This is a genomic window from Cedecea neteri NBRC 105707 = ATCC 33855 (assembly GCF_001571265.1).
In the GTDB taxonomy this organism is placed as follows: domain Bacteria; phylum Pseudomonadota; class Gammaproteobacteria; order Enterobacterales; family Enterobacteriaceae; genus Cedecea; species Cedecea neteri.
Genome location: NZ_BCTL01000006.1, coordinates 21,055 through 40,360, shown reverse-complemented (window position 1 = coordinate 40,360; position 19,306 = coordinate 21,055). Strand labels below are relative to the sequence as shown.

The window sequence follows — 19,306 nt, the reverse complement described above, 5'->3', positions numbered from 1 at the left end:
AGGAGTAACGCTATGGCTAACGCCGATAGTACCACAACCGCTAATGCCGAAAATCTGGTCTTTCAACCAGTTACCGAATCCGCAATAGTGAGGTTAATAAAAGCCCCGCTCGGCGCTTCCCACGATCTGTTCGAGGTGCTGGAGACTTGTCAGGCCTATGTTGATGAGCTGGTTGAGAGCAAAGATGCTACCGATTGCATGGCGCTTTGTGGCCGCCTGCTGGCGGGGCTGGAAGTGCTGAAAAGTGCGCTGGAAGCGCCTTTACCGAAGCACCTTATTCAGCAGCTCACGGTTGAAGATAATAATTTCGAGAACAATACCCACCCGATTTGCGATGACTCAGAGTCGATACGTGAATATTGCAGGGCATTAACTGTCGTTTTGCTGACCAGGCAAAGCTCAATGGAAACTCAGCGGCAGATTACCGGTTTGCTGTTTGAGCTCATTCACCTGCTGGCTGAAGATTTAAAAACACCGCGTTTTGTCAGAACAATCGATGGGTTGGCAAGGATAAATAGTGAGGTACTGCCAGGCTGGCGCTGATTTTCACTTACGCACAACCTGCACTCCTGTTTACCGCGAAACCGGCGTGAGAACGTCGGTTTTTTAGTTCATACAGACGACGTTACTGCACCGTCCAGTCTTCCAGCCTTAGCCCCGGTACACGCTCAAATTCCCGAAGATTATTGGTCACGACAACTAAGCCAAGAGAGCGTGCATGCCCGGCTATCATGCTGTCATAAGGCCCAATCGACGTCCCTTTTTTTGCCAGTTCAGCCCGAGCCTGCCCGGTGTGTATTGCCGCATCAGTACCGTACGGAAGAACTTCCAGGCGGGCCGCAAATCCTTCAATAACGGCCAGATTCTTTTCTGGATAAAGTGACTTTTCAGCACCATAAATCAGCTCCATCAACGTGACCGAGCTGATGCACATTTGTCCGTAATATCGATTAAAGGCTTCGCGGACGACCTGCGGCTTATTCTTTATGGTAAAGATGCAAATATTGGTATCCAGCATATATTTAAGCATCAAAATTCTTCCCTGAGTTGTTCGCCCGGTTGCTCTCTATCTGCCATAAAATCAGCCGTCACGCTGTCGCCATTGAACCAGCTATCCCAGCCTTCACCCGCCGGTGTGATCACCCGTGTTCTGCCGATAGCGACAATATCGACATGTTTCACATCTTCCGGTAACGCAACCGCTTTAGGCAGGCGAACGGCCTGGCTACGGTTACTTTTAAATACGGTAGTTTTTTCCATCGCAGGCCTCCTGAAACGTTCAATTATTAGTCACACCAGAATACCCTCAAAGAGGGATATGTCAACGGGATATACAATACCATTGCACCTCCCTGTTAACGCATTCTCTTTCCGATAAGAATTTTCATTAAAAGAAGACAGAAAACTCATCACTTACTGATATTTTGACTTAAGATTCTCATCAATGGCGTCGCCAATCACTGGTGGCTGAAGCGTTACTCTTTCATTAAAACACTCGGCCAAAAGTGAACAGATAGAGATTTACGCTCGTTTATGCGTAACACACCGTGAAACAAGCTGCTGTAGCTTTGCATAAATTCATAAAAATATTGTAAATCATGAGCATACCTATGAAACATTATGATGATTTGCAGCGTTTCAAGGATAAGACACGCACAGGCGCAATCAATTTTAAGGATATGTCGGCGCAAACTCAGACAGCGGACAGCGGCCGCTGGGCGATTATTAAACAATTAAACCAAAACCCGGACGATGATAATGCGCTTTCCCATGCGGACAGCGTTTCCGTTCCCGCGCCGCAATCTGTCAAAGCCGATGAGTTCGATATTCGTCATGCTAAGCCTGCTCCCGCGCCAGCCGTAGCGCCGGCCGCTGCCGGGCAAAGCACCATTATGGCAAGCGTGGCCTCCTCTGTAGCATCAACGCCGGTTGAACCCGCGGCGGCGCCTGAACCGGCTGTCAGGCCACAACCGGCGGCCCCAACGCTGTTTGAACAACTATCTCCAGCGCCAGCCGCTCAGCCACGGGCGCCGGCCCCCGTTCCACCTCCATCTCCACCGCCACGCCAGCAGGCGGAAGCGGTTCCCTTTAATAAACTATTCGCCGCCAAAGCCGCTCCCGCCGCGCCGCATGCCGGTAAAGATTTACCGCTACAACCTCTGCTGGAGATGATTGCCTCATGCCATTAGTTTGTGTTTGCTCGCCAAAGGGCGGCGTGGGAAAAACCACCGTCACCGCGAACCTGGCCTGGGCGCTGGCCCGTGCTGGCAGCAAGGTGCTGGCCATTGATTTTGACGTTCAGAACGCGCTCCGCCTGCATTTCGGCGTGCCGCTGTCGGATGGCAGAGGCTACGTGGCGAAAGCCGGCGAGTCCTCCGACTGGAGCCAGTCCGTCCTGACCGCAGGCGGCAATATCTTTGTGCTGCCTTATGGCGATGCCACCGAAGCGCAGCGTCTCGACTTCGAGCAGCGCCTGGCAAACGACAGCCACTTTCTGACCCGTGGCCTCAGCACGCTGCTGAACTATCCCGGCCTTGTTATCATTGCCGATTTCCCTCCAGGCCCCAACCCGGCGCTGAAAGCCGTATCGCGGCTTGCGGATCTACACCTGATAACGCTGCTGGCGGATACCGCCTCGCTGTCTCTGCTGCCGCAAATTGAGAATCAGCGCCTGACCGGCGAGCCGCTTAATCACCGGCTGGGGCACTATTTCCTAATTAATCAGAGCGACAGCCGCCGCCATATCAGCCGTGACGTAACCGCCTTTATGCAGCAACGGCTTGGCGACAGCCTGCTCGGGGTAATTAACCGGGACGAAAGCGTGGCGGAAGCCAATGCCTCACAGCAGTCCATTTTCGATTTTAGCCCTGCGTCCGCCGCCGCGTTCGACATTGAATTAATCAGTAAACGCGTGGCGGGCCTGCTGGGTATTCACGTGGGTGACGGGGCTGTTCATACCGGCTTGAAAACATCAAACTTCTGACATCTCAGGAAGTCCTATGAAAAAGGCTTTGTTTTATTTACTGCTGCTGGTCCTGGCGCCGGTAGCGGTGCTGGTGATCATTACGCCTATGGACAGCCAGAAGCAGTATATTTTTGGCTTAATCAGCATCGGGATTTTGCTGCTTTTGGGCCTGAGCAAAAAACGCAGCGTTTCCATTGTGATGGTTATCGTGTCGGGGCTGATGTCGACGCGCTATATCTGGTTTCGCACCACCCAGACGCTGCATTTTAATTCCGATATTGAAGCTATTCTCGGCATCGGACTTTATCTGGCGGAGCTGTATATCTGGATCCTGCTGCTGCTCAGCCACCTCCAGACTTTATTCCCGTTAAAGCGCGAAATCGTTCCGCTGCCGGACGACACCACGCTCTGGCCGACCGTTGACGTTTATATTCCTACCTATAACGAAAGTCTGGACGTTGTGCGTGACACGGTGCTGGCTGCTCAATGCATTGATTATCCGCAGGATAAAATGAAAATTTACCTGCTGGATGACGGCAAGCGCAGCGAGTTTGCCGTTTTCGCCGCCAACGTGGGTGTCGGTTATATTACCCGCAACGACAACGCACACGCCAAAGCGGGCAACCTCAACCACGCCATGAAGCTCACCAGCGGCGAGCTGATCACCGTCTTTGACTGCGACCACGTCGCCACGCGTATTTTCCTGCAGGCCACGGTAGGTGCATTTTTGCAGGACCCTAAGCTGGCGCTGATTCAGACCCCGCACTACTTTTATTCGCCCGATCCGTTTGAACGTAACCTGTCGGTAGGCCGCGACATTCCGAACGAAGGTGCGCTGTTCTATGGCCCGATTCAGCGCGGGAACGACTTCTGGAACGCCACCTTCTTCTGCGGCTCATGCGCGGTTATTCGCCGCAGCGCGCTGGAAGAAATTGGTGGATTTGCGGTAGAAACGGTCACCGAAGATGCCCATACGGCGCTGAAAATGCAGCGTCGTGGCTGGAAATCCGCGTTTCTCGACATTCCGCTGGCCGCTGGACTTGCCACCGAGCGCCTGGTGCTGCACGTTATTCAGCGAACCCGCTGGGCACGCGGTATGACGCAAATCTTCCGGACCGATAACCCGCTGCTGGGGCGCGGACTCACCTGGCAGCAGCGCCTGTGCTACCTGAGCGCGATGCTTTACTACCAGTTTGCCCTGCCACGCGTGGCGTTTCTTACCGCGCCGCTGGCTTATCTGCTGTTCAACCTGAACATCATCCACTCTTCCGCCAGCATGCTGTTTGCCTACGCGCTGCCGCACCTGTTCCTCGCCATCTGGCTGAACTCGCGGCTCAATGGCCGCTATCGCTACAGCTTCTGGGGGGAAATCTACGACCTGGTGATGGCTTTCCACCTGGTGTTGCCGACGGCGATCACCATGCTGTTCCCCAAGCGCGGCAAATTTAACGTTACCGACAAAGGCGACCTGCTGGACGTCGGCTACTTTGACTTCCGCGTCGTTCGCCCGCACGTGGTTATCGCCGTGCTGCTCGGCGTGGCGGTTATTGCCGGGATCGTCCGCGCCTGTGCCCATGACTATTTTGGCGTCGACCCAAAAGTTATCGCCCTCAACGTCGGCTGGGGCCTGTATAGCCTGATTTTCCTGCTGGCCGCCATTGCCGTTGCACGGGAAACGCGTCAAACGCGCAAAACTATCCGTATTGAAGTCGATGTGCCGGTCGTTATTCATTACGCCAGCGGCATCTCTTCACGCAGCCATACGCTTGACCTGTCGATGGGCGGCTGCCGCATTAAAGTGCCGGACGACCGCCACCTGAGCGACGAAATCGAAGAAATTGAGCTTCAGCTGCACTCCGGGGCCATCAGTATCCCGGTTAAGATGATTTCCGCCGACGAGTCCACTATTCGCCTGATGTTCGACGAAATCCCCCTCGCCCGTCGCCGCGAGCTGGTCAGGGTCGTACTGGCCCGCGCCGATGCCTGGATCCAGCCGCCAAAACCGCAGGACAATCCGTTCCGCTCGCTGCTCACAATCATTCGCTGCGTCTTCGAACTGTTCTGGCTGACCTGGAAAGACAAGCGGGCCGCACGCCGCGCCCGTAGTGAAGAAGCACGTCGGGTGAACGGTTCCGGGGAGGACAACGCCATATGAAAAGGATGACCAGAACGGCGGCCAGCATCCTGTTGGCGCTGAGCGCGCTAACCGGCCCGGCAATCGCGGATGACCTTGCCACAGTAGACAACCTGCTGCCGATTAACCTGCCGCCGCCGGTAACAGAGGAAGCGCCGTCAGTGGCTCCGCCTGCCGTCAACCCCGGTACCGTCAGCAGCATCACGGTTGCCCAGATGGGGCAGCCAAACGGCATCGTCCTGAACGGCGGACAGCTGCAGACCGGCATCGACTTTACGATCCCCACTAACCAGGTGATCACCAACGCCCAACTGACGCTGAACCTGAAAGTGTCTCCGGCGATGGCCGCACGCAACACCACGATGCAGCTAATGATGAACGGCCAGCCCCTGGGCAGCGTGCCGCTAGGTGCCGCTGACAGCAACGTCACCAGCTATCAGCTGGATATTCCGGCGGCGCTGGTGGTTTCCAGCAACAACATTAACCTCAAAATAAACGACGCCGACGCCCTGCTGTGCCAGCGCGATTTGACCGACAGCAACCAGGTCACCATCATGCCCGGCACCCGGCTCGACCTCGAAGGGCAGCAGTTGAACATCGGCTCGGATCTCAGCCACTTCCCGCGCCCGTTCTTCGATGCGATGCAGATGACGCCCACCACGCTCAGCTTCGCTTTCCCGGCGAAAACGCAGCCTGAGCAGGTCAGCGCCGCCGCGCTGGTGGCATCCTGGCTGGGTATTGCGGCGGACTATCGCGGCATCTCCTTTGAAGCGTTAAATGACCGCCTGCCGGAGAAAAACGGCATCCTTATCGGGAAACCGGGTGAGGCCATTGGCGGTGTTACGCTCCCGGCAAGCAACGGGCCGCTGCTGCAGGTGATTGATAACCCCGGCAACCCGGTATACAAACTGCTGCTGATCGTCGGCAACAATGAATCCCAGCTGCGCATGGCCGCCTGGCGTCTGACTCGCGGCCAGTTCGCGCCGCAAACCGCCAGCCTGCCCGTCGGGCCTCAAACCATTCCGGTCAGCGCCCCTTACGATGCGCCTCGCTGGATCCGCACGGACCGCCCGGTGCGCCTGAGCGAACTGCTGCGTAAAGATCAGAGCCTGACTTCGCCGGGCATCTGGCACGACGCGCTAAACGTGGCGTTCCGCGCCGCGCCGGATCTGTTCTTATGGGACGGCGAAGCTATTCCGCTAAAAATTGGCTACCGCTTCCCGTCAGAAAGCTGGATCGACGAGCAGCGTTCTCTGCTGTCGATGACGCTTAACGGCACCTTCCTGCACAACCTGCCGGTGAACAAACAGGGCGCGCTGGAAAGGCTTTGGCACAAGATTGGCGGCGATGCGCGGCAGGAAAACTACGACATGCCGCTCGAGCCGTATCTGATCTACGGCGATAACCAGCTGGCGCTCTATTTTAAAATCGTGCCGAAAGAAGACGCGCCCTGCAGCGTGCTGCTGAACAACAATATTAAGAGCCGCATTGATGAAGACTCGTGGATTGATTTGAGCAAAACCCGCCACTTCACGCTGCTGCCGAACCTCTCTTATTTTGTCGGGGCCTCGTTCCCGTTCAGCCGCCTGGCCGACTATTCACAGACCGTGCTGCTGCTGCCTGAGCGCCCGAGTGAAACGGAAATAGCGACGCTTCTCGACCTCTCGGCTCGCTCGGGGAACGCCACCGGCACCGCACTGAACAATAACCGCGTGATGTTCGGCCTGCCGACCGCGGGCGCCAACCTGCTGCATTTATCGCAAAGCGACGTGCTGGCGGTTTCCACCGTGGAGCAAAGTGCATTTAACCGCATGCTGCTTGTCGACTCTCCTTTCGTCAGCAACGATCGCAGCTTCGGCGTGCGAGAACCGACGACGTGGGAAAAAGCCCAGCGGCTACTGGCGGGCGACTGGAACGCTTCCGGCGTTGACGCTGACCGCTATTTTTCCTCGAACGAAGCATGGCGAGGGTTTGTGAGCTTCCGCTCCCGCTGGAATGCTTCCCGCGTGGTCGTGCTGGCGATTGGCAGCAACGATAGCCAGCTGGCTCGCCTGCACGGTGACCTGGCTTCCGCGAAGATTAACGCCAGCGTGCGCGGCGACGCGGCCATTATTACGGACGAAAACAGCGTTCGCAGCTTCCGGGTCGGGCCACAGTTCCCTAGTGGGCAAATGCCGTGGTACATGATGGTCGTCTGGTACGCCAACCAGCATTCCGCGCTGCTGGCTATTCTGGGCCTGCTGTTTGCCGCGCTCGTCGGCTTCAGCCTCTATCCTCTGCTGAAGCGCAGGGCGAAAGCTCGCCTTAATCCGCAGGCAAAAACGGATGAGCAAAAGGGTGATGATAATGAAAAATAAAAAAAACACCGGCCGCTGGTCAACGCTCTGCCTGTCCGGCGCGCTCACGCTTGCGGCGGCGAGCGCTCAGGCTGCGGATAACAACCCCGCGCTCAAGGCGCTGTTTGATCAGGCTAACTACTGGCACGACAAATCTCACGACGAGCTGGCCAGAGAAGCGCTAAAAAAAGTGCTGATGGTCGATGCCAATAATACCCAGGCGTTTTACCTGATGTCGCTCTGGGCGCAGCAGGCGGGCGACCTGAAAACCGCCGCCGAGTGGCGGGCTCGCCTTGTAGCCGTCTCGCCGCAGGATCCTAATTTACAGGCGCTCGATAACGCTAAACAGGTGCAGCAAATCCCTCGGGGACAGCTGGCTCTCGCTCGCCAGCAGGCGCGCAGCGGCAACGTCAGCGCCGCGCTCTCGACCTGGCGAACTATGTTTACCGGCGACCAGCCTCCCTCCGGGCTTGCGCCAGAATACTATCTCACCATGGCGGGGGATAAGTCCCTGTATCCGCAGGCCGTTAACGGTCTCAGGCAGTTTATCGCCCAGAACCCACAGGACAACGGTGCCCGCATCGCGCTCGGTAAAATTTTGACCTTCCAGGAGTCAACGCGCCGGGAAGGCATCGGCATGCTGCAGGAGATGGCAAGCGGCAGCCCGGATGCGGATAAAGCGCTTCGTCAGGCGCTGCTGTGGCTGGGGCCGACCGCCGGGGATGAGCAGTTCTACCAAACCTGGCTCCAGCGGCACCCGGACGACAAAGACATACAGAACCATTATCGCGATGCCATCGGCGGCGTGGCCAAAGGGGCGGGCTTTAACGAGCTGAACAGCGGCAATACCGACGCGGCGCGCAGCCAGTTCGAGCAGGTGCTGCAAACGAACCCGCAGGATGCCGACGCGCTGGCGGGCATGGGCTACATCGCCCAGAAACGTGGCGACTATGCGGCGGCGGCGCAGTACCTCAACCGGGCGGCCAATATGGGCGGCGACCAGTCCGCCGAGCGTAAACAGCAGGCGGATGACGCCGCGTTTTACGGCCAGTTGGCAGCCGCGCAGGCCGCGTATAAACAGGGCAACGTAAGCCAGGCGCTGGCGCTCAGCGCGCCATTGGCTGACCAAAGCGGCGAACACGGAACGGCGGCTAAACTCTTCCGCGCCGATGTTTTACGCCACAACAAAGATTACCCGCAGGCGGAGCAGACGCTGCGCAACCTGCTGGCAGAGCAACCTAATAATGGCCCGGCTCGCGAGAATCTCTATTACGTCCTACGCGATGCCAACAAAGCAGCCGAGGCACAGTCGATTCTACAAACCCTGCCCGCAGAACTTCAGGCCAGACTCCAGCCTCGCAGCGGCGGCGGAAACCCGGCAGATCCGATTCGTCGTCAGGCTCAGCAGGCGGCGGCCAGCGGCAATATTCCTCAGGCAATTGCTATCCTGCGGCAGGGCATGGGGCGCATGCCTTCTGACCCCTGGCTGCGCCTTGATTTAGCCAGGCTGCTGCAAAAACAGGGCAATACAGCTGAAGCGGCAGACCTGATGCAGCCTGCTTTTCGGCCAGGCGCCACCAGCAGCGAAATCTATGCTGCGGCGCTGTTTGCCAGTGAAAACAACGCGTGGCCGCAGGCACAAAGCCTGCTGTCCCGCATTCCGGCAGGCTCGCGGAACAGCGACATACGCGAGCTGGGCCAGCGCGTAAACTACAACCTGCAAATAGGCGTTGCCGGGCGCTATCTGGCTCAGGGCGATAACGTGGCCGCCGCGAACACGCTAAAAGCGCTCGCGGTTACCCCGCCACAGAACCCGGACGACGCAGGTAAGCTCGCCCGCATGCTGGCCCAAAGCGGAGATATCAACGGCGCCGTTGCCGTGGTGCGAAGCAACATGCGCCGTGGCGTGCAGGGTAACGCCGGGGATTATGCCGATCAGATTTCGGTGCTCAATCAGGCAGGGCTGAACGGCGAAGCGCAGGCGTTTCTCGCCAACCCGGAACTGCAAGCGCACAGCACGTCGGCGCAGCTCGCCAGCATTCGTAACGGCTACGTGATCAACGAGGTGGACCAGCTTCGTACTCAGGGCAATTACGCCGCGGCTTACGACAAACTGATTCGCGCCATGCAGAGCGACCCACAAAATACGGATCTGATGTTTGCCATGGCGAGGCTTTACCAGTCCGGCAAAATGAACAAAGAAGCGGGCGTGGTTTACGACTATCTGATGACCCGCGACACGCCTAATCAGGACGCACGCTCCGGGGCAATCGACGTCGCGCTGGCTGGCAACGATGTCGACAAAGCGAAGCAGCTTGCCGCCGGGCTGCGCGCCCATGACACGCCAGATCGCCTGATCCTGCTGGCTCGCGTGGCCGAAGCTGAAGGCAACCACCAGCAGGCCATGAGCTACCTGCGCACCGCGCGCGGCAAACTGACCGGCATTGAGGGCAGCGACAGCGGCGTCACGCCAACCATCGGCGGGCTGGCGCTGGCGGATAACCCGTTCATGACGACCAGCCCCGGCCACGGCGCGAGCACCAACGTCTACGGCCAGACGGCTATGCCGTGGCAGGTCACACAGCAAACACGCAGCCCGGAAGCGTCCCCCCCAGGCATCGCGCGCCAGGATCTGCCGGTAGAAAACGCCAATGCGGGTATGTTGCGCCAGGTGAACAGCATGATGGAGCAGCTCACCGATAAAACCGCCACCTGGGCGCTGGGGTCTGTCTCGGTCCGCAGCCGGGATGGGGAAAGCGGCCTCAGTAAAATGACCGAGGCCAGGGCTCCGCTGCAGTGGTCCACCGTGCCGTTTGGCGACTCCCGGTTCGACATTAACATTACGCCAGTGACGCTTAACGCGGGCAATTCGTCGGATGAGGCAAGCACCCGCTTCGGCACCGGCGCGTTGATTCAGGGGCTGGTGGCAGAAAGCCTTTCTTCCACGCCGCCAACTATTTTGCCGACCGTGCCCTCGCAGGGCTCGCAAAGTGCTTCCGGCGTAGAAGTGGGGATGGCGCTGACGGGGAACCAATATAAGCTTGATGTGGGCTCCACGCCGCTGGGCCAGGACTTGAACACGCTGGTCGGCGGCGTGCAGTGGTCTCCGCAGCTCACCGATTACCTGAAGCTTATCCTGACCGGGGAACGGCGCGCGGTGGTCGACAGCCTTCTCTCCTACGTCGGGGTGAAGGATAAATACAGCGGCGAGAAATGGGGCCAGGTGACCAAAAACGGCGGCAATGCGTTGCTCAGCTATGATAATGGCGACGCCGGTTTCTATGCGGGAATGGGGCTGTACAACTACATCGGCAGCAACGTCCCGAGCAACCAAAGCGTCTCCGGCTCGGCGGGCGTTTACCTGCGTCCTTACCACTTTGATGACCGCGAGCTGAAAGCCGGGGTCAGCATGAGCTACATGGACTTCTCGAAAAACCTGAGCTATTTCAGCTACGGGCAGGGCGGCTACTTTAGCCCGCAAAACTACATCAGCGTGTCGTTCCCGGTGGATTACACCCAGAAATACGACAATTGGAAGATGTCCGTCGGCGCCTCCGTTGGCTACCAGTCTTACAGCCAGGACCAAAGCGCATACTTCCCGAACGATCCGGAACTGCAGGGCGCACTGGAAGACTATGTGGCGCGTGGAATGGCGAAGGAAGCCTTCTACCAGGGCGGCAGCCAGAACGGACTGGGCTATACGCTGCGCGCCTCCGCCGACTATAACGTCAATAAAGACATGACCATCGGGGGTCGCGTGGGCTATGACACCTTTGGCAACTATAACGAAAGTACCGCTCAGCTTTACCTGCGCTACCTGCTTGGGGATCACTAATGATGCAAGAAAAGCAGCTTTTACACTATTTTCAGGCCCAGCAGACGCCGCCGGGCTGGTTCGATCTGCTCAATATTATGATTGAGGGCATGGTCAGTAATGCGGGCTACCACGACAGCCGCCCGTTTCTGAACCAGATGGGAGAGGAGCTGGCGGACCGCTACCCGCTCCCTATCGCCGCCACGGTGGGTGAACTCGAACAACAGATGAACAGCCAGTTGGCGCGATTTAACTGGGGCTACGTCGACATTGAAGCCAGCGAAAAAATGATGATTATTCACCACCAGGCGCTGCCGCTGCCGGGTGAATCACGCCAGCAGCAAAGCTGGAGCCAGGCGTTCAGCGCCGTGCTGGAAGGGCTTTATGCCCGCTGGCTACTGGCGCAGGGCGGCCAGCCTCATGTAGCCTTGTGGCAGGAGCCATCGCCCAACGCCTCGACGGTTAACTTTCGCTATCAAAACAGGGCGTAACACGGAGAGAAGTGATGAGGAACCGCTTAACAGCGCTGCTATTAATGGGAATGACGTGGATGCTGGCCAGCCTGCCAGCCCACGCGGCCAGCGAATGGGATACCTATAAATCCCGTTTTCTGATGAGCGACGGCAGGATAATCGACACTGGCAATAACAGCGTCAGCCATACCGAAGGCCAGGGCTTTGCCATGATGATGGCGGTGGAGAATAACGACCGGGCAAGCTTCGATAAAATCTGGGGCTGGACCAACGCCACCCTGCGCAACCCGAAAAATGGCCTGTTTTACTGGCGCTATAATCCGGTTGAACCCGACCCTATCGCCGACAAAAACAACGCCACCGACGGCGATACGTTTATCGCCTGGGCGCTGCTCAAAGCGGGGCAAAAATGGCACAGTAACGACTACCTGAAAGCCTCCGACGCGATAACAAAAGCGCTGGTCACCCATAACGTCATCCAGTTTGCCGGCAAGCGCGTAATGCTGCCCGGCGTCGACGGGTTTAACCTGAACAGTTCGGTCACCCTCAATCCCTCTTATTTCATCTTCCCGGCGTGGCAGGACTTCGCCCAGCGCAGTCATTTAGCGGTGTGGAAACAGCTGATCGCCGACGGCAAAACGCTGCTCGGCAAAATGCGCTGGGGCAACGGTCAGCTGCCAACGGACTGGGTGTCGCTTGCCGCAGATGGCAGCATGAAACCGGCCCCGGACAAGCCACCACGCTTTAGCTACGACGCCATCCGCGTCCCGCTTTATCTGGCCTGGTACAACCCTGCAAGCCCGGAACTCGCGCCGTTTAAAACCTTCTGGAGCCGCTACCCGCGAATGCAAACGCCGGCCTGGGTGAACGTCGTGAACAATGAACCCGCGCCGTACATGATGCAGGGCGGTTTGTTGGCGGTAAGAGACCTGACGCTGGGCGATAACGGCCAGCCGCTGAGCCTCACCCCACAGGATGACTACTACTCTGCGAGCCTGAAAATGCTGGTGATCATGGCGAAGCAGTAGCGATTGCAGGCGGGTTGCGCTCAGCGACCCGTCTTTCCCCGCATAAAAATATGTTACTCTCCGCAGGGTTACCCCTCTGGAGACGGCTATGAACGGCAAGGCAGCGCGCCCTACGATAAGCGATGTCGCAAAAGCGGCGAAGACCGGGAAGACCAGCGTCTCCCGCTACCTTAACGGCGAGCAAAACGCGCTGTCCGATGACCTCCGTGGCCGCATTGAGCGCGCTATTGCCGAACTCGATTACCGCCCAAGCCAGATGGCGCGTGGCCTGAAACGAGGCCGCAACCACCGCCACCGAACACCTCATCGAGCAGGGCTTCGAGGCGATACTGTTCCTGAGTGAGCCGCTGGGCATGGTGAATACCCGCCATGAACGCTTACGTGCATTTCGCAGCACGCTGGAGCGCTATCCCGGCGTGATCGCCGAAAATGCCGAAACGCCGCTGCACGAAGCAGAGTTAATCGACAACTCGTTACGCCAGTTCCACACCCGCCACCGTGGGATGCGCAAAGCGGTTATCTCCGCCAACGGGGCGCTCACCCTGCAGGTTGCCCGCTCTCTGCGCCGCATCGGCCTGATCTGGGGCAGCGATATCGGCCTGCTGGGCTTTGACGAGCTGGAATGGGCAGAGCTTGCCGGCGTTGGCATTACCACCCTGAAGCAGCCGACCTGGCAGATAGGCTACGCCGCGCTGGAGCAGGTCGTGAGGCGCATTGAAGGCACCGCTGAAACCGTGCGTGAACAGCTCTTTTCCGGCGAGCTTATCGTGCGCGGCTCCACCTCCCGCTAAATCTTTTGTTCGTGATGGCGCTCAAAAATTAGCACTGGCGTTCTTTTCTTTGGAACCGGTTCCATCTAGCGTAATAACATCGTTAGTTAGCTGTTATCGCCCTGGAGACCGCCATGTCGCGAAAAATTATCGTCGTCACCGCCGCCTATGGCCACGACCGCATTGCCGCCCTCGGCGGGCAGCAGGCTTTACTGCCCATTATTGCCGAAGCAGGTGCCGACGGCGTGGAGATCCGCCGTGAACTGTTTACCTCCGCGCAGTTAGATTTTCTGTCAACGATGGCCGGTGAAATCACCCAGCACGGGCTGGAAGCCTGCTATTCCGCGCCGGAGCCGTTGTTCACGGGCGACGGCAAGCTTAACCCGCTGATCCCTTCGCTGTTACAGGAGGCTCATCAGCTGAACGCCCGCTGGCTCAAGCTCTCTCTCGGGCAGTTTAACCACGCCCGGATGTTCGACACGCTAAAGCAGTGGCTCAGCGAAAGCCCCGTCGCACTGGTGGTAGAAAACGACCAAACCGACAGCGGCAAACTCGCGCCGATGCAGCGCTTCCAGGCCGCCTGTGGCGTTCACAACCTGCCGGTCACGCTCACTTTCGACATGGCTAACTGGCTGTGGGTGGATGATTCCCCACAGCAGGCCGCGCGCGCGCTGGCGCCTTCCGTAAGCTATATCCATGTGAAAACGGCTGTTGCCCACCATAACCACTACCGCGCCGTGGCGCTGGATGACGCCAGTTCTGACTGGAAAGGGCTGCTGAACATGCTGCCGGTGGATGCCCCACGCGGCATTGAGTTTCCGCTGGAAGGGCGAGACCTGGTTGCGGTCACCCGACATTACGTCAATCTTTTACGCGAGGAATAACCATGCATCAGCTGGATGTCATCACAATTGGTGAAGCGATGGCGATGTTCGTCGCCAGCGAAACCGGCGATCTGGCCGCCGCCGAACACTTTGTTAAACGCGCCGCAGGTGCCGAGCTGAACGTCGCCACAGGGCTGGCTCGCCTGGGCTTAAGCGTCGGCTGGGTGAGCCGCGTAGGCAATGACTCCTTTGGTAGCTACGTGCTGCAACAGCTGGCGAAGGAAAACATCGACGCCCGCGCCGTCACCGTAGACGAGCAATACCGCACCGGCTTTCAGCTTAAATCCAAAGTCGAAGATGGAACCGATCCCATTGTGGAATATTTCCGTAAGGACTCCGCCGCCAGTCATCTTTCGGTGGCTGACTTCAATACCGAATACTTTCTCTCGGCGCGCCACCTGCACCTGAGCGGCGTGGCGGCAGCGCTGTCAGGCACCTCGCTAGAGCTGCTGAATCACGCGGCAAAAACGATGAAGCATCAGGGCAAAACGCTCTCCTTCGATCCTAACCTGCGTCCGGTGCTGTGGCGCAGCGAAGCCGAAATGGTGCAGCAGCTTAACCAGCTGGCCTTCCAGGCCGACTGGGTGCTGCCCGGCGTGAAGGAAGGCATCGTGCTTACCGGGCAGAACACCCCGGAAGGGATCGCCGATTTTTATCTTCATCATGGCGTAAAAGTCGTGGTGCTAAAAACCGGCGCGGACGGCGCCTGGTATAAAACCGCAGACGGCGAGAAAGGCGCGGTCGCGGCGGTAAAAGTAGACAACGTCGTGGATACCGTGGGGGCCGGAGACGGCTTTGCGGTCGGGGTGATAAGCGCCCTGCTGGAAGGGAAATCTTTGCATCAGGCCGTCTGCCGGGGCAACAAAATCGGCTCACTGGCGATACAGGTCATCGGTGACAGCGAAGGGCTACCGACCCGAAGCGCACTGGGCGAATAAACCCGACACCCTCGCTCTGTACCCTACAGACAAAGCGAGACGGTTAACCTCAAGATAGAGGCACTCTCATGAAAAACCAGACAATCGCGCCAAAGCGCTGGTGGTACATCATGCCTATCGTGTTTATCACGTATAGCCTGGCTTACCTCGACCGCGCCAACTTCAGCTTCGCCTCCGCCGCAGGCATCAACGATGACCTCGGTATTACCAAAGGGATTTCATCCCTGCTGGGCGCGCTGTTCTTCCTCGGCTACTTCTTCTTCCAGATCCCAGGGGCGATGTACGCCGAGCGCCGCAGCGTGCGCAAACTTATCTTCGTCTGCCTTATCTTATGGGGCGGCTGTGCCTCGCTGACCGGCATGGTGAGCAACATTCCGATGCTGGCCGCCATTCGTTTTGTGCTCGGCGTGGTTGAGGCGGCGGTGATGCCGGCAATGCTGATTTATATCAGCAACTGGTTTACCAAGTCCGAACGTTCCCGCGCCAATACCTTCCTGATCCTCGGCAACCCGGTCACCGTGCTGTGGATGTCGGTGGTGTCCGGCTACCTGATTCAGGCCTTCGGCTGGCGCGAAATGTTCATATTCGAAGGGATCCCGGCGGTTATCTGGGCGTTTGCCTGGTGGGTGCTGGTAAAAGATAAACCGGCCCAGGTGGGCTGGCTGTCAGACGGTGAAAAATCTGCACTGCAGGCGCAGTTACAGAAAGAGCAGGAAGGCATCAAAGCCGTGCGTAACTATGGTGAAGCCTTCCGGTCACGTAACGTGGTTATTCTGTGTATGCAGTATTTTGCCTGGAGCATCGGCGTGTACGGCTTCGTGCTGTGGCTGCCGTCGATTATCCGCAGCGCGGGTGCGGCAGGCATGGGAATGGTGGAGGTCGGCTGGCTCTCTTCCGTGCCTTACCTGGCCGCGACTATCGCGATGATCGCCGTCTCCTGGGCGTCGGACAAAATGCAAAACCGCAAGCTGTTCGTCTGGCCGCTGCTGCTGATTGGCGCGCTGGCGTTCCTGGGCTCATGGCTGGTCGGGGCCAACCATTTCTGGGTGTCCTATACGCTGCTGGTGATTGCCGGGGCGGCAATGTACGCCCCGTACGGCCCGTTCTTCGCCATTATCCCGGAGATGCTGCCGAAGAACGTGGCTGGCGGCGCGATGGCTTTAATCAACAGCATGGGTGCGCTGGGTTCTTTCGTCGGCTCCTGGTTTGTGGGCTACCTGAACGGCGCCACGGGCAGCCCGGCGGCGTCCTATGTCTTTATGGGGCTGGCGCTGCTCGCCTCAGTATGGCTTACTCTGATTGTTAAGCCTGCTAACCATCAACAAATACCGTCCGGCGCACATCACGCCTGACCCCGCGCCGGGCGCTTCGTCGCCCGGTTCGCGTTTAACCGAAAACGGAGAATCTCATGAAGCCGTCCGTCATCCTCTACAAGGCGCTGCCTGACAACCTGCTATCCCGGCTTGAAAGCCACTTTATCGTCACCCAGCTTGACGATATCAGCCCGGAAACCGTACAAGCGAACGCGGATCTGTTTGCCAACGCGGAAGGTATCCTGGGCTCCGGCGGCAAAGTCGATGCTGCGTTTCTGACCAATACGCCCAAGCTGCGCGCGGCTTCTACCGTTTCTGTCGGCTACGACAACTTCAACGTGGAGGCCCTGAACGAGCGCGGCGTGGTGCTGATGCATACGCCGACGGTGTTGACCGAAACCGTCGCCGATACCGCAATGGCGCTGATCCTTTCCAGCGCACGCCGCGTGGTGGAAGTCGCCGAGCGCGTGAAGGTCGGCGAATGGCAAAGCAGCATCGATGCTGACTGGTTTGGTATCGACGTGCACCATAAAACGCTCGGTATTCTGGGCATGGGACGCATCGGCCTGGCGCTGGCGCAGCGCGCGCATTTCGGCTTCAGCATGCCGATTCTGTACAACGCCCGCCGCCATCATAAAGAAGCTGAAGAGCGTTTTAACGCCCGCTATTGCGACCTGGATACCCTGCTGGCAGAGTCTGATTTCGTTTGTATTCTGCTGCCGTTAAGCGAAGAAACCCGCCACCTGATTGGCGCAGAGCAAATTGCGAAGATGAAATCCTCCGCCATTCTGATCAACGTCGGGCGCGGCCCGGTGGTTGACGAGAAGGCGCTGATTCAGGCGCTGGAAGAGGGCAAAATTCACGCCGCCGGGCTGGATGTTTTTGAGCAGGAACCGCTGCCGCTGGACTCCCCGCTGCTCGGCATGCCAAATGTTGTAGCCTTACCACACATCGGCTCCGCCACCCATGAAACCCGCTACGGCATGGCGGAATGTGCGGTGGAAAACCTGATTACCGCCCTGACCGGTAAAGTGGAAGTGAACTGCGTGAATCCGCAGGTGCTGAAATAGCTCTTTCGGCGGGCCAGAAAACGCTAGCCCGTCGAATAAATGACATTATGCCGGTATAAGGCGGACTCAAAATCCTCCTTCATACTGGCATAAAGCAGTATGACTACCCGGCACGGATCGCTGTCGTCATAAAAGCAGCGGTATTCATTATCTGTATCCAGCCATTCAAGGATACGTATTCCTTTATCGGCCAAAATACCGTTAAACCGATAGCGGGCAGGATCGAGAGAAATGGCCGAAACTGAACGTAGCAACAGGTCATCAATCCGCTTTGCTGCTTCGGTATTACCCATAAACTGCGCTTTAAAAAACTCGAGATCCTGGAGGCTGGTTACCGCCGTTTCAGCAAGAGTAATCGATCGGCTCATCCTTGATAATCCCTCTTATTTCCTGGATTGACGCAGTTTTGCCAGCGCCTCATCAGGAGAGAAAGTAGCACCACTGGCGGCTTCCTGCTTTGCCTTCATAATGAGTTTGAGTAACGCATTATTCTGACGCTCCCTCATCTTCTCCGCTTCTTCAAGCTGGCGCTCTGCGGCCGTTTGAACATATAACTCTGCCACACCGTTTTTGGTGATCCAGGCTCCCCCTTCAAAGACCCCGGGGGTGCTAAAGCTTTCACGCGCCGTTTTTTGCGACATTGTTTTAGGCATGGTTTCGCTCCAATAACACAGGTGCCGTCTATTTTATGAGCAATAAAGTGTGGGGTCAAATTTAGCCTAAATTTGTCACTATTCGTAGCCCATAAAAAAAGCGGAGTCACCGTGAAGCGCTCCGCTTTTTCTTAGCCCATAAAACTTACTGCGTTGCAGTCTGCGCTGCGGCCCAGGCCTGAGTAAACGCCTGATGCTGAGCGGACAGCGGGCCAATCAGCGAGTTGTACTGACTTGCCTGCTGGGAAGTCGGGAACTGAATGCCGCCGTTAGCAAAGCCAACCTGAGTCCCCTGCTGAGCGATAAAATCACCCACCTGTACCAGCTGCTGGGTCAGGATTTGTGCGGCTGGGATCAGCGGCGCCATAGCGTTCGCCGGGCTGGTCACCACTTTCTGGTAAACCTGATAGTAAACGGTTTTCAGATCGTCAGGCTGTTTCAGCGCCGCAAGCGCGCCGTCGGCCTGCATTTTGGCATTCTGAACCTGCTGACCCAAAACGTTCAGCGAGCCGTTAGCCTGGCGCAGCGCGTCGCGCTGGGTCATGTAATCCTGAGGGGTGCGGATGCTGTTCACGCTATCCACGACCGGCTTCATGCCTTCATCCATTGCCTGGCTAACCTGCTGGGAGAAGCCGTACAGAATCGCGTAGTCAGAGACCAGCGGGCCAAACTGTTTTTTCTGATCGGACGTCAGCGTCGGCAGGCGGTCGCCGCTACGCATAGCCGTGTTTTGCAGAAAATCGATGAACGCCTTACGCTGGTCGCCTTCTTTATCGAAGCAACCACTCAGGCTCACCACCATTAATAACGCCGCCAGCGGCGCAAACCAGCGAGACCAGGACTTACCTGTCGCCATCATTTCTACTCCTGTCACCAATGCACTACCTGGCAAATTGCCACCCAATAACGATGCTAAGAATAGTCCAAC

At 57.9% G+C, this 19,306-nt stretch carries 17 protein-coding genes and 1 pseudogene; 13 read left to right on the top strand and 5 right to left on the bottom strand.

The genetic code is table 11. From position 1 onward, the window contains the following. Window positions 1-12 precede the first annotated feature (12 nt). The gene (locus CNE01S_RS02945; RefSeq protein ID WP_061273303.1) at window positions 13-543 is read left to right on the top strand and encodes a hypothetical protein; all 531 of its coding nucleotides are present in this window, start codon (window positions 13-15) and stop codon (window positions 541-543) included. A gap of 82 nt (window positions 544-625) precedes the next feature. On the opposite strand, the gene vapC is transcribed toward CNE01S_RS02945, so the two are convergent. Together vapC and vapB are read right to left on the bottom strand one after the other, a co-directional pair. Beyond that, window positions 626-1,030: a type II toxin-antitoxin system tRNA(fMet)-specific endonuclease VapC gene (vapC, locus tag CNE01S_RS02940; protein WP_061273301.1), complete on the bottom strand. Its 405-nt coding sequence runs from the start codon at window positions 1,028-1,030 to the stop codon at window positions 626-628. Then, complete coding sequence (vapB, locus tag CNE01S_RS02935; protein ID WP_061273299.1) at window positions 1,030-1,260, bottom strand: type II toxin-antitoxin system VapB family antitoxin; 231 nt, start codon at window positions 1,258-1,260, stop codon at window positions 1,030-1,032. The genes vapC and vapB overlap by 1 nt, the downstream gene beginning before the upstream one ends. Before the next feature lie 350 nt (window positions 1,261-1,610). Between vapB and bcsO the strand changes: the two genes are divergently transcribed. From bcsO to ghrB, 12 genes and pseudogenes are all read left to right on the top strand, one after another. Further along, window positions 1,611-2,189 (top strand): cellulose biosynthesis protein BcsO, encoded by a 579-nt coding sequence (gene bcsO, locus CNE01S_RS02930; RefSeq protein WP_061273297.1) that lies wholly within the window; start codon window positions 1,611-1,613, stop codon window positions 2,187-2,189. Then, window positions 2,180-2,983, top strand: a complete 804-nt coding sequence (gene bcsQ / locus CNE01S_RS02925; protein ID WP_061273295.1) for a cellulose biosynthesis protein BcsQ — start codon at window positions 2,180-2,182, stop codon at window positions 2,981-2,983. The genes bcsO and bcsQ overlap by 10 nt, the downstream gene beginning before the upstream one ends. Before the next feature lie 16 nt (window positions 2,984-2,999). Continuing rightward, complete coding sequence (bcsA, locus tag CNE01S_RS02920; RefSeq protein ID WP_061273293.1) at window positions 3,000-5,120, top strand: UDP-forming cellulose synthase catalytic subunit; 2,121 nt, start codon at window positions 3,000-3,002, stop codon at window positions 5,118-5,120. Next, the gene (gene bcsB, locus CNE01S_RS02915; RefSeq protein ID WP_061273292.1) at window positions 5,117-7,456 is read left to right on the top strand and encodes a cellulose biosynthesis cyclic di-GMP-binding regulatory protein BcsB; all 2,340 of its coding nucleotides are present in this window, start codon (window positions 5,117-5,119) and stop codon (window positions 7,454-7,456) included. Before bcsA ends, bcsB begins: the two co-directional genes overlap by 4 nt. Beyond that, window positions 7,446-11,270 carry a cellulose biosynthesis protein BcsC gene (locus tag CNE01S_RS02910; RefSeq protein WP_061273290.1) on the top strand — a complete coding sequence of 1,275 codons (3,825 nt, stop codon included), beginning with the start codon at window positions 7,446-7,448 and terminating at the stop codon, window positions 11,268-11,270. The genes bcsB and CNE01S_RS02910 overlap by 11 nt, the downstream gene beginning before the upstream one ends. A gap of 2 nt (window positions 11,271-11,272) precedes the next feature. Then, the gene (gene bcsD / locus CNE01S_RS02905; RefSeq protein ID WP_061273475.1) at window positions 11,273-11,740 is read left to right on the top strand and encodes a cellulose biosynthesis protein BcsD; all 468 of its coding nucleotides are present in this window, start codon (window positions 11,273-11,275) and stop codon (window positions 11,738-11,740) included. A 14-nt stretch (window positions 11,741-11,754) separates the two neighbouring features. Beyond that, a complete protein-coding gene (locus CNE01S_RS02900; RefSeq protein ID WP_174522172.1) occupies window positions 11,755-12,750 on the top strand; it encodes a family 8 glycosyl hydrolase in 996 nt (331 codons plus the stop codon). Between the two features lie 88 nt (window positions 12,751-12,838). Beyond that, window positions 12,839-13,541 (top strand): annotated as a pseudogene (locus CNE01S_RS02895) (substrate-binding domain-containing protein). 113 nt (window positions 13,542-13,654) lie between these two features. After that, window positions 13,655-14,404 carry a sugar phosphate isomerase/epimerase family protein gene (locus CNE01S_RS02890; protein ID WP_061273286.1) on the top strand — a complete coding sequence of 250 codons (750 nt, stop codon included), beginning with the start codon at window positions 13,655-13,657 and terminating at the stop codon, window positions 14,402-14,404. 2 nt (window positions 14,405-14,406) lie between these two features. Continuing rightward, a complete protein-coding gene (locus tag CNE01S_RS02885) occupies window positions 14,407-15,342 on the top strand; it encodes a sugar kinase (RefSeq protein ID WP_061273284.1) in 936 nt (311 codons plus the stop codon). Window positions 15,343-15,410: 68 nt separating this feature from the next. Beyond that, window positions 15,411-16,694 carry an MFS transporter gene (locus CNE01S_RS02880; protein WP_061273282.1) on the top strand — a complete coding sequence of 428 codons (1,284 nt, stop codon included), beginning with the start codon at window positions 15,411-15,413 and terminating at the stop codon, window positions 16,692-16,694. Window positions 16,695-16,750: 56 nt separating this feature from the next. Further along, complete coding sequence (gene ghrB, locus CNE01S_RS02875) at window positions 16,751-17,725, top strand: glyoxylate/hydroxypyruvate reductase GhrB (protein ID WP_061273280.1); 975 nt, start codon at window positions 16,751-16,753, stop codon at window positions 17,723-17,725. A 23-nt stretch (window positions 17,726-17,748) separates the two neighbouring features. Here the strand turns inward: ghrB and CNE01S_RS02870 are convergent, their stop codons facing one another. From CNE01S_RS02870 to CNE01S_RS02860, 3 genes are all read right to left on the bottom strand, one after another. Continuing rightward, on the bottom strand, window positions 17,749-18,093 hold the full coding sequence (locus tag CNE01S_RS02870; protein ID WP_061273278.1) for a hypothetical protein: 345 nt from the start codon (window positions 18,091-18,093) through the stop codon (window positions 17,749-17,751). 15 nt (window positions 18,094-18,108) lie between these two features. Continuing rightward, window positions 18,109-18,378 carry a hypothetical protein gene (locus CNE01S_RS02865; protein ID WP_061273276.1) on the bottom strand — a complete coding sequence of 90 codons (270 nt, stop codon included), beginning with the start codon at window positions 18,376-18,378 and terminating at the stop codon, window positions 18,109-18,111. A gap of 145 nt (window positions 18,379-18,523) precedes the next feature. Further along, window positions 18,524-19,234, bottom strand: a complete 711-nt coding sequence (locus tag CNE01S_RS02860) for a DUF3053 domain-containing protein (protein WP_061273473.1) — start codon at window positions 19,232-19,234, stop codon at window positions 18,524-18,526. Between the last annotated feature and the right edge of the window lie 72 nt (window positions 19,235-19,306).

Bases quoted from the DNA above. Each gene is read 5' to 3' on its own strand.
- CNE01S_RS02890 (WP_061273286.1), top strand. From the start codon at position 13,655: ATGTCGCGAAAAATTATCGTCGTCACCGCCGCCTATGGCCACGACCGC.
- bcsO (WP_061273297.1), top strand. From the start codon at position 1,611: ATGAAACATTATGATGATTTGCAGCGTTTCAAGGATAAGACACGCACA.
- vapC (WP_061273301.1), bottom strand. From the start codon at position 1,030: ATGCTTAAATATATGCTGGATACCAATATTTGCATCTTTACCATAAAG.
- CNE01S_RS02910 (WP_061273290.1), top strand. From the start codon at position 7,446: ATGAAAAATAAAAAAAACACCGGCCGCTGGTCAACGCTCTGCCTGTCC.
- CNE01S_RS02865 (WP_061273276.1), bottom strand. From the start codon at position 18,378: ATGCCTAAAACAATGTCGCAAAAAACGGCGCGTGAAAGCTTTAGCACC.
- CNE01S_RS02900 (WP_174522172.1), top strand. From the start codon at position 11,755: ATGAGGAACCGCTTAACAGCGCTGCTATTAATGGGAATGACGTGGATG.
- CNE01S_RS02860 (WP_061273473.1), bottom strand. From the start codon at position 19,234: ATGGCGACAGGTAAGTCCTGGTCTCGCTGGTTTGCGCCGCTGGCGGCG.
- CNE01S_RS02870 (WP_061273278.1), bottom strand. From the start codon at position 18,093: ATGAGCCGATCGATTACTCTTGCTGAAACGGCGGTAACCAGCCTCCAG.
- bcsQ (WP_061273295.1), top strand. From the start codon at position 2,180: ATGCCATTAGTTTGTGTTTGCTCGCCAAAGGGCGGCGTGGGAAAAACC.
- vapB (WP_061273299.1), bottom strand. From the start codon at position 1,260: ATGGAAAAAACTACCGTATTTAAAAGTAACCGTAGCCAGGCCGTTCGC.
- bcsA (WP_061273293.1), top strand. From the start codon at position 3,000: ATGAAAAAGGCTTTGTTTTATTTACTGCTGCTGGTCCTGGCGCCGGTA.
- ghrB (WP_061273280.1), top strand. From the start codon at position 16,751: ATGAAGCCGTCCGTCATCCTCTACAAGGCGCTGCCTGACAACCTGCTA.
- CNE01S_RS02880 (WP_061273282.1), top strand. From the start codon at position 15,411: ATGAAAAACCAGACAATCGCGCCAAAGCGCTGGTGGTACATCATGCCT.
- CNE01S_RS02945 (WP_061273303.1), top strand. From the start codon at position 13: ATGGCTAACGCCGATAGTACCACAACCGCTAATGCCGAAAATCTGGTC.
- bcsD (WP_061273475.1), top strand. From the start codon at position 11,273: ATGCAAGAAAAGCAGCTTTTACACTATTTTCAGGCCCAGCAGACGCCG.
- bcsB (WP_061273292.1), top strand. From the start codon at position 5,117: ATGAAAAGGATGACCAGAACGGCGGCCAGCATCCTGTTGGCGCTGAGC.
- CNE01S_RS02885 (WP_061273284.1), top strand. From the start codon at position 14,407: ATGCATCAGCTGGATGTCATCACAATTGGTGAAGCGATGGCGATGTTC.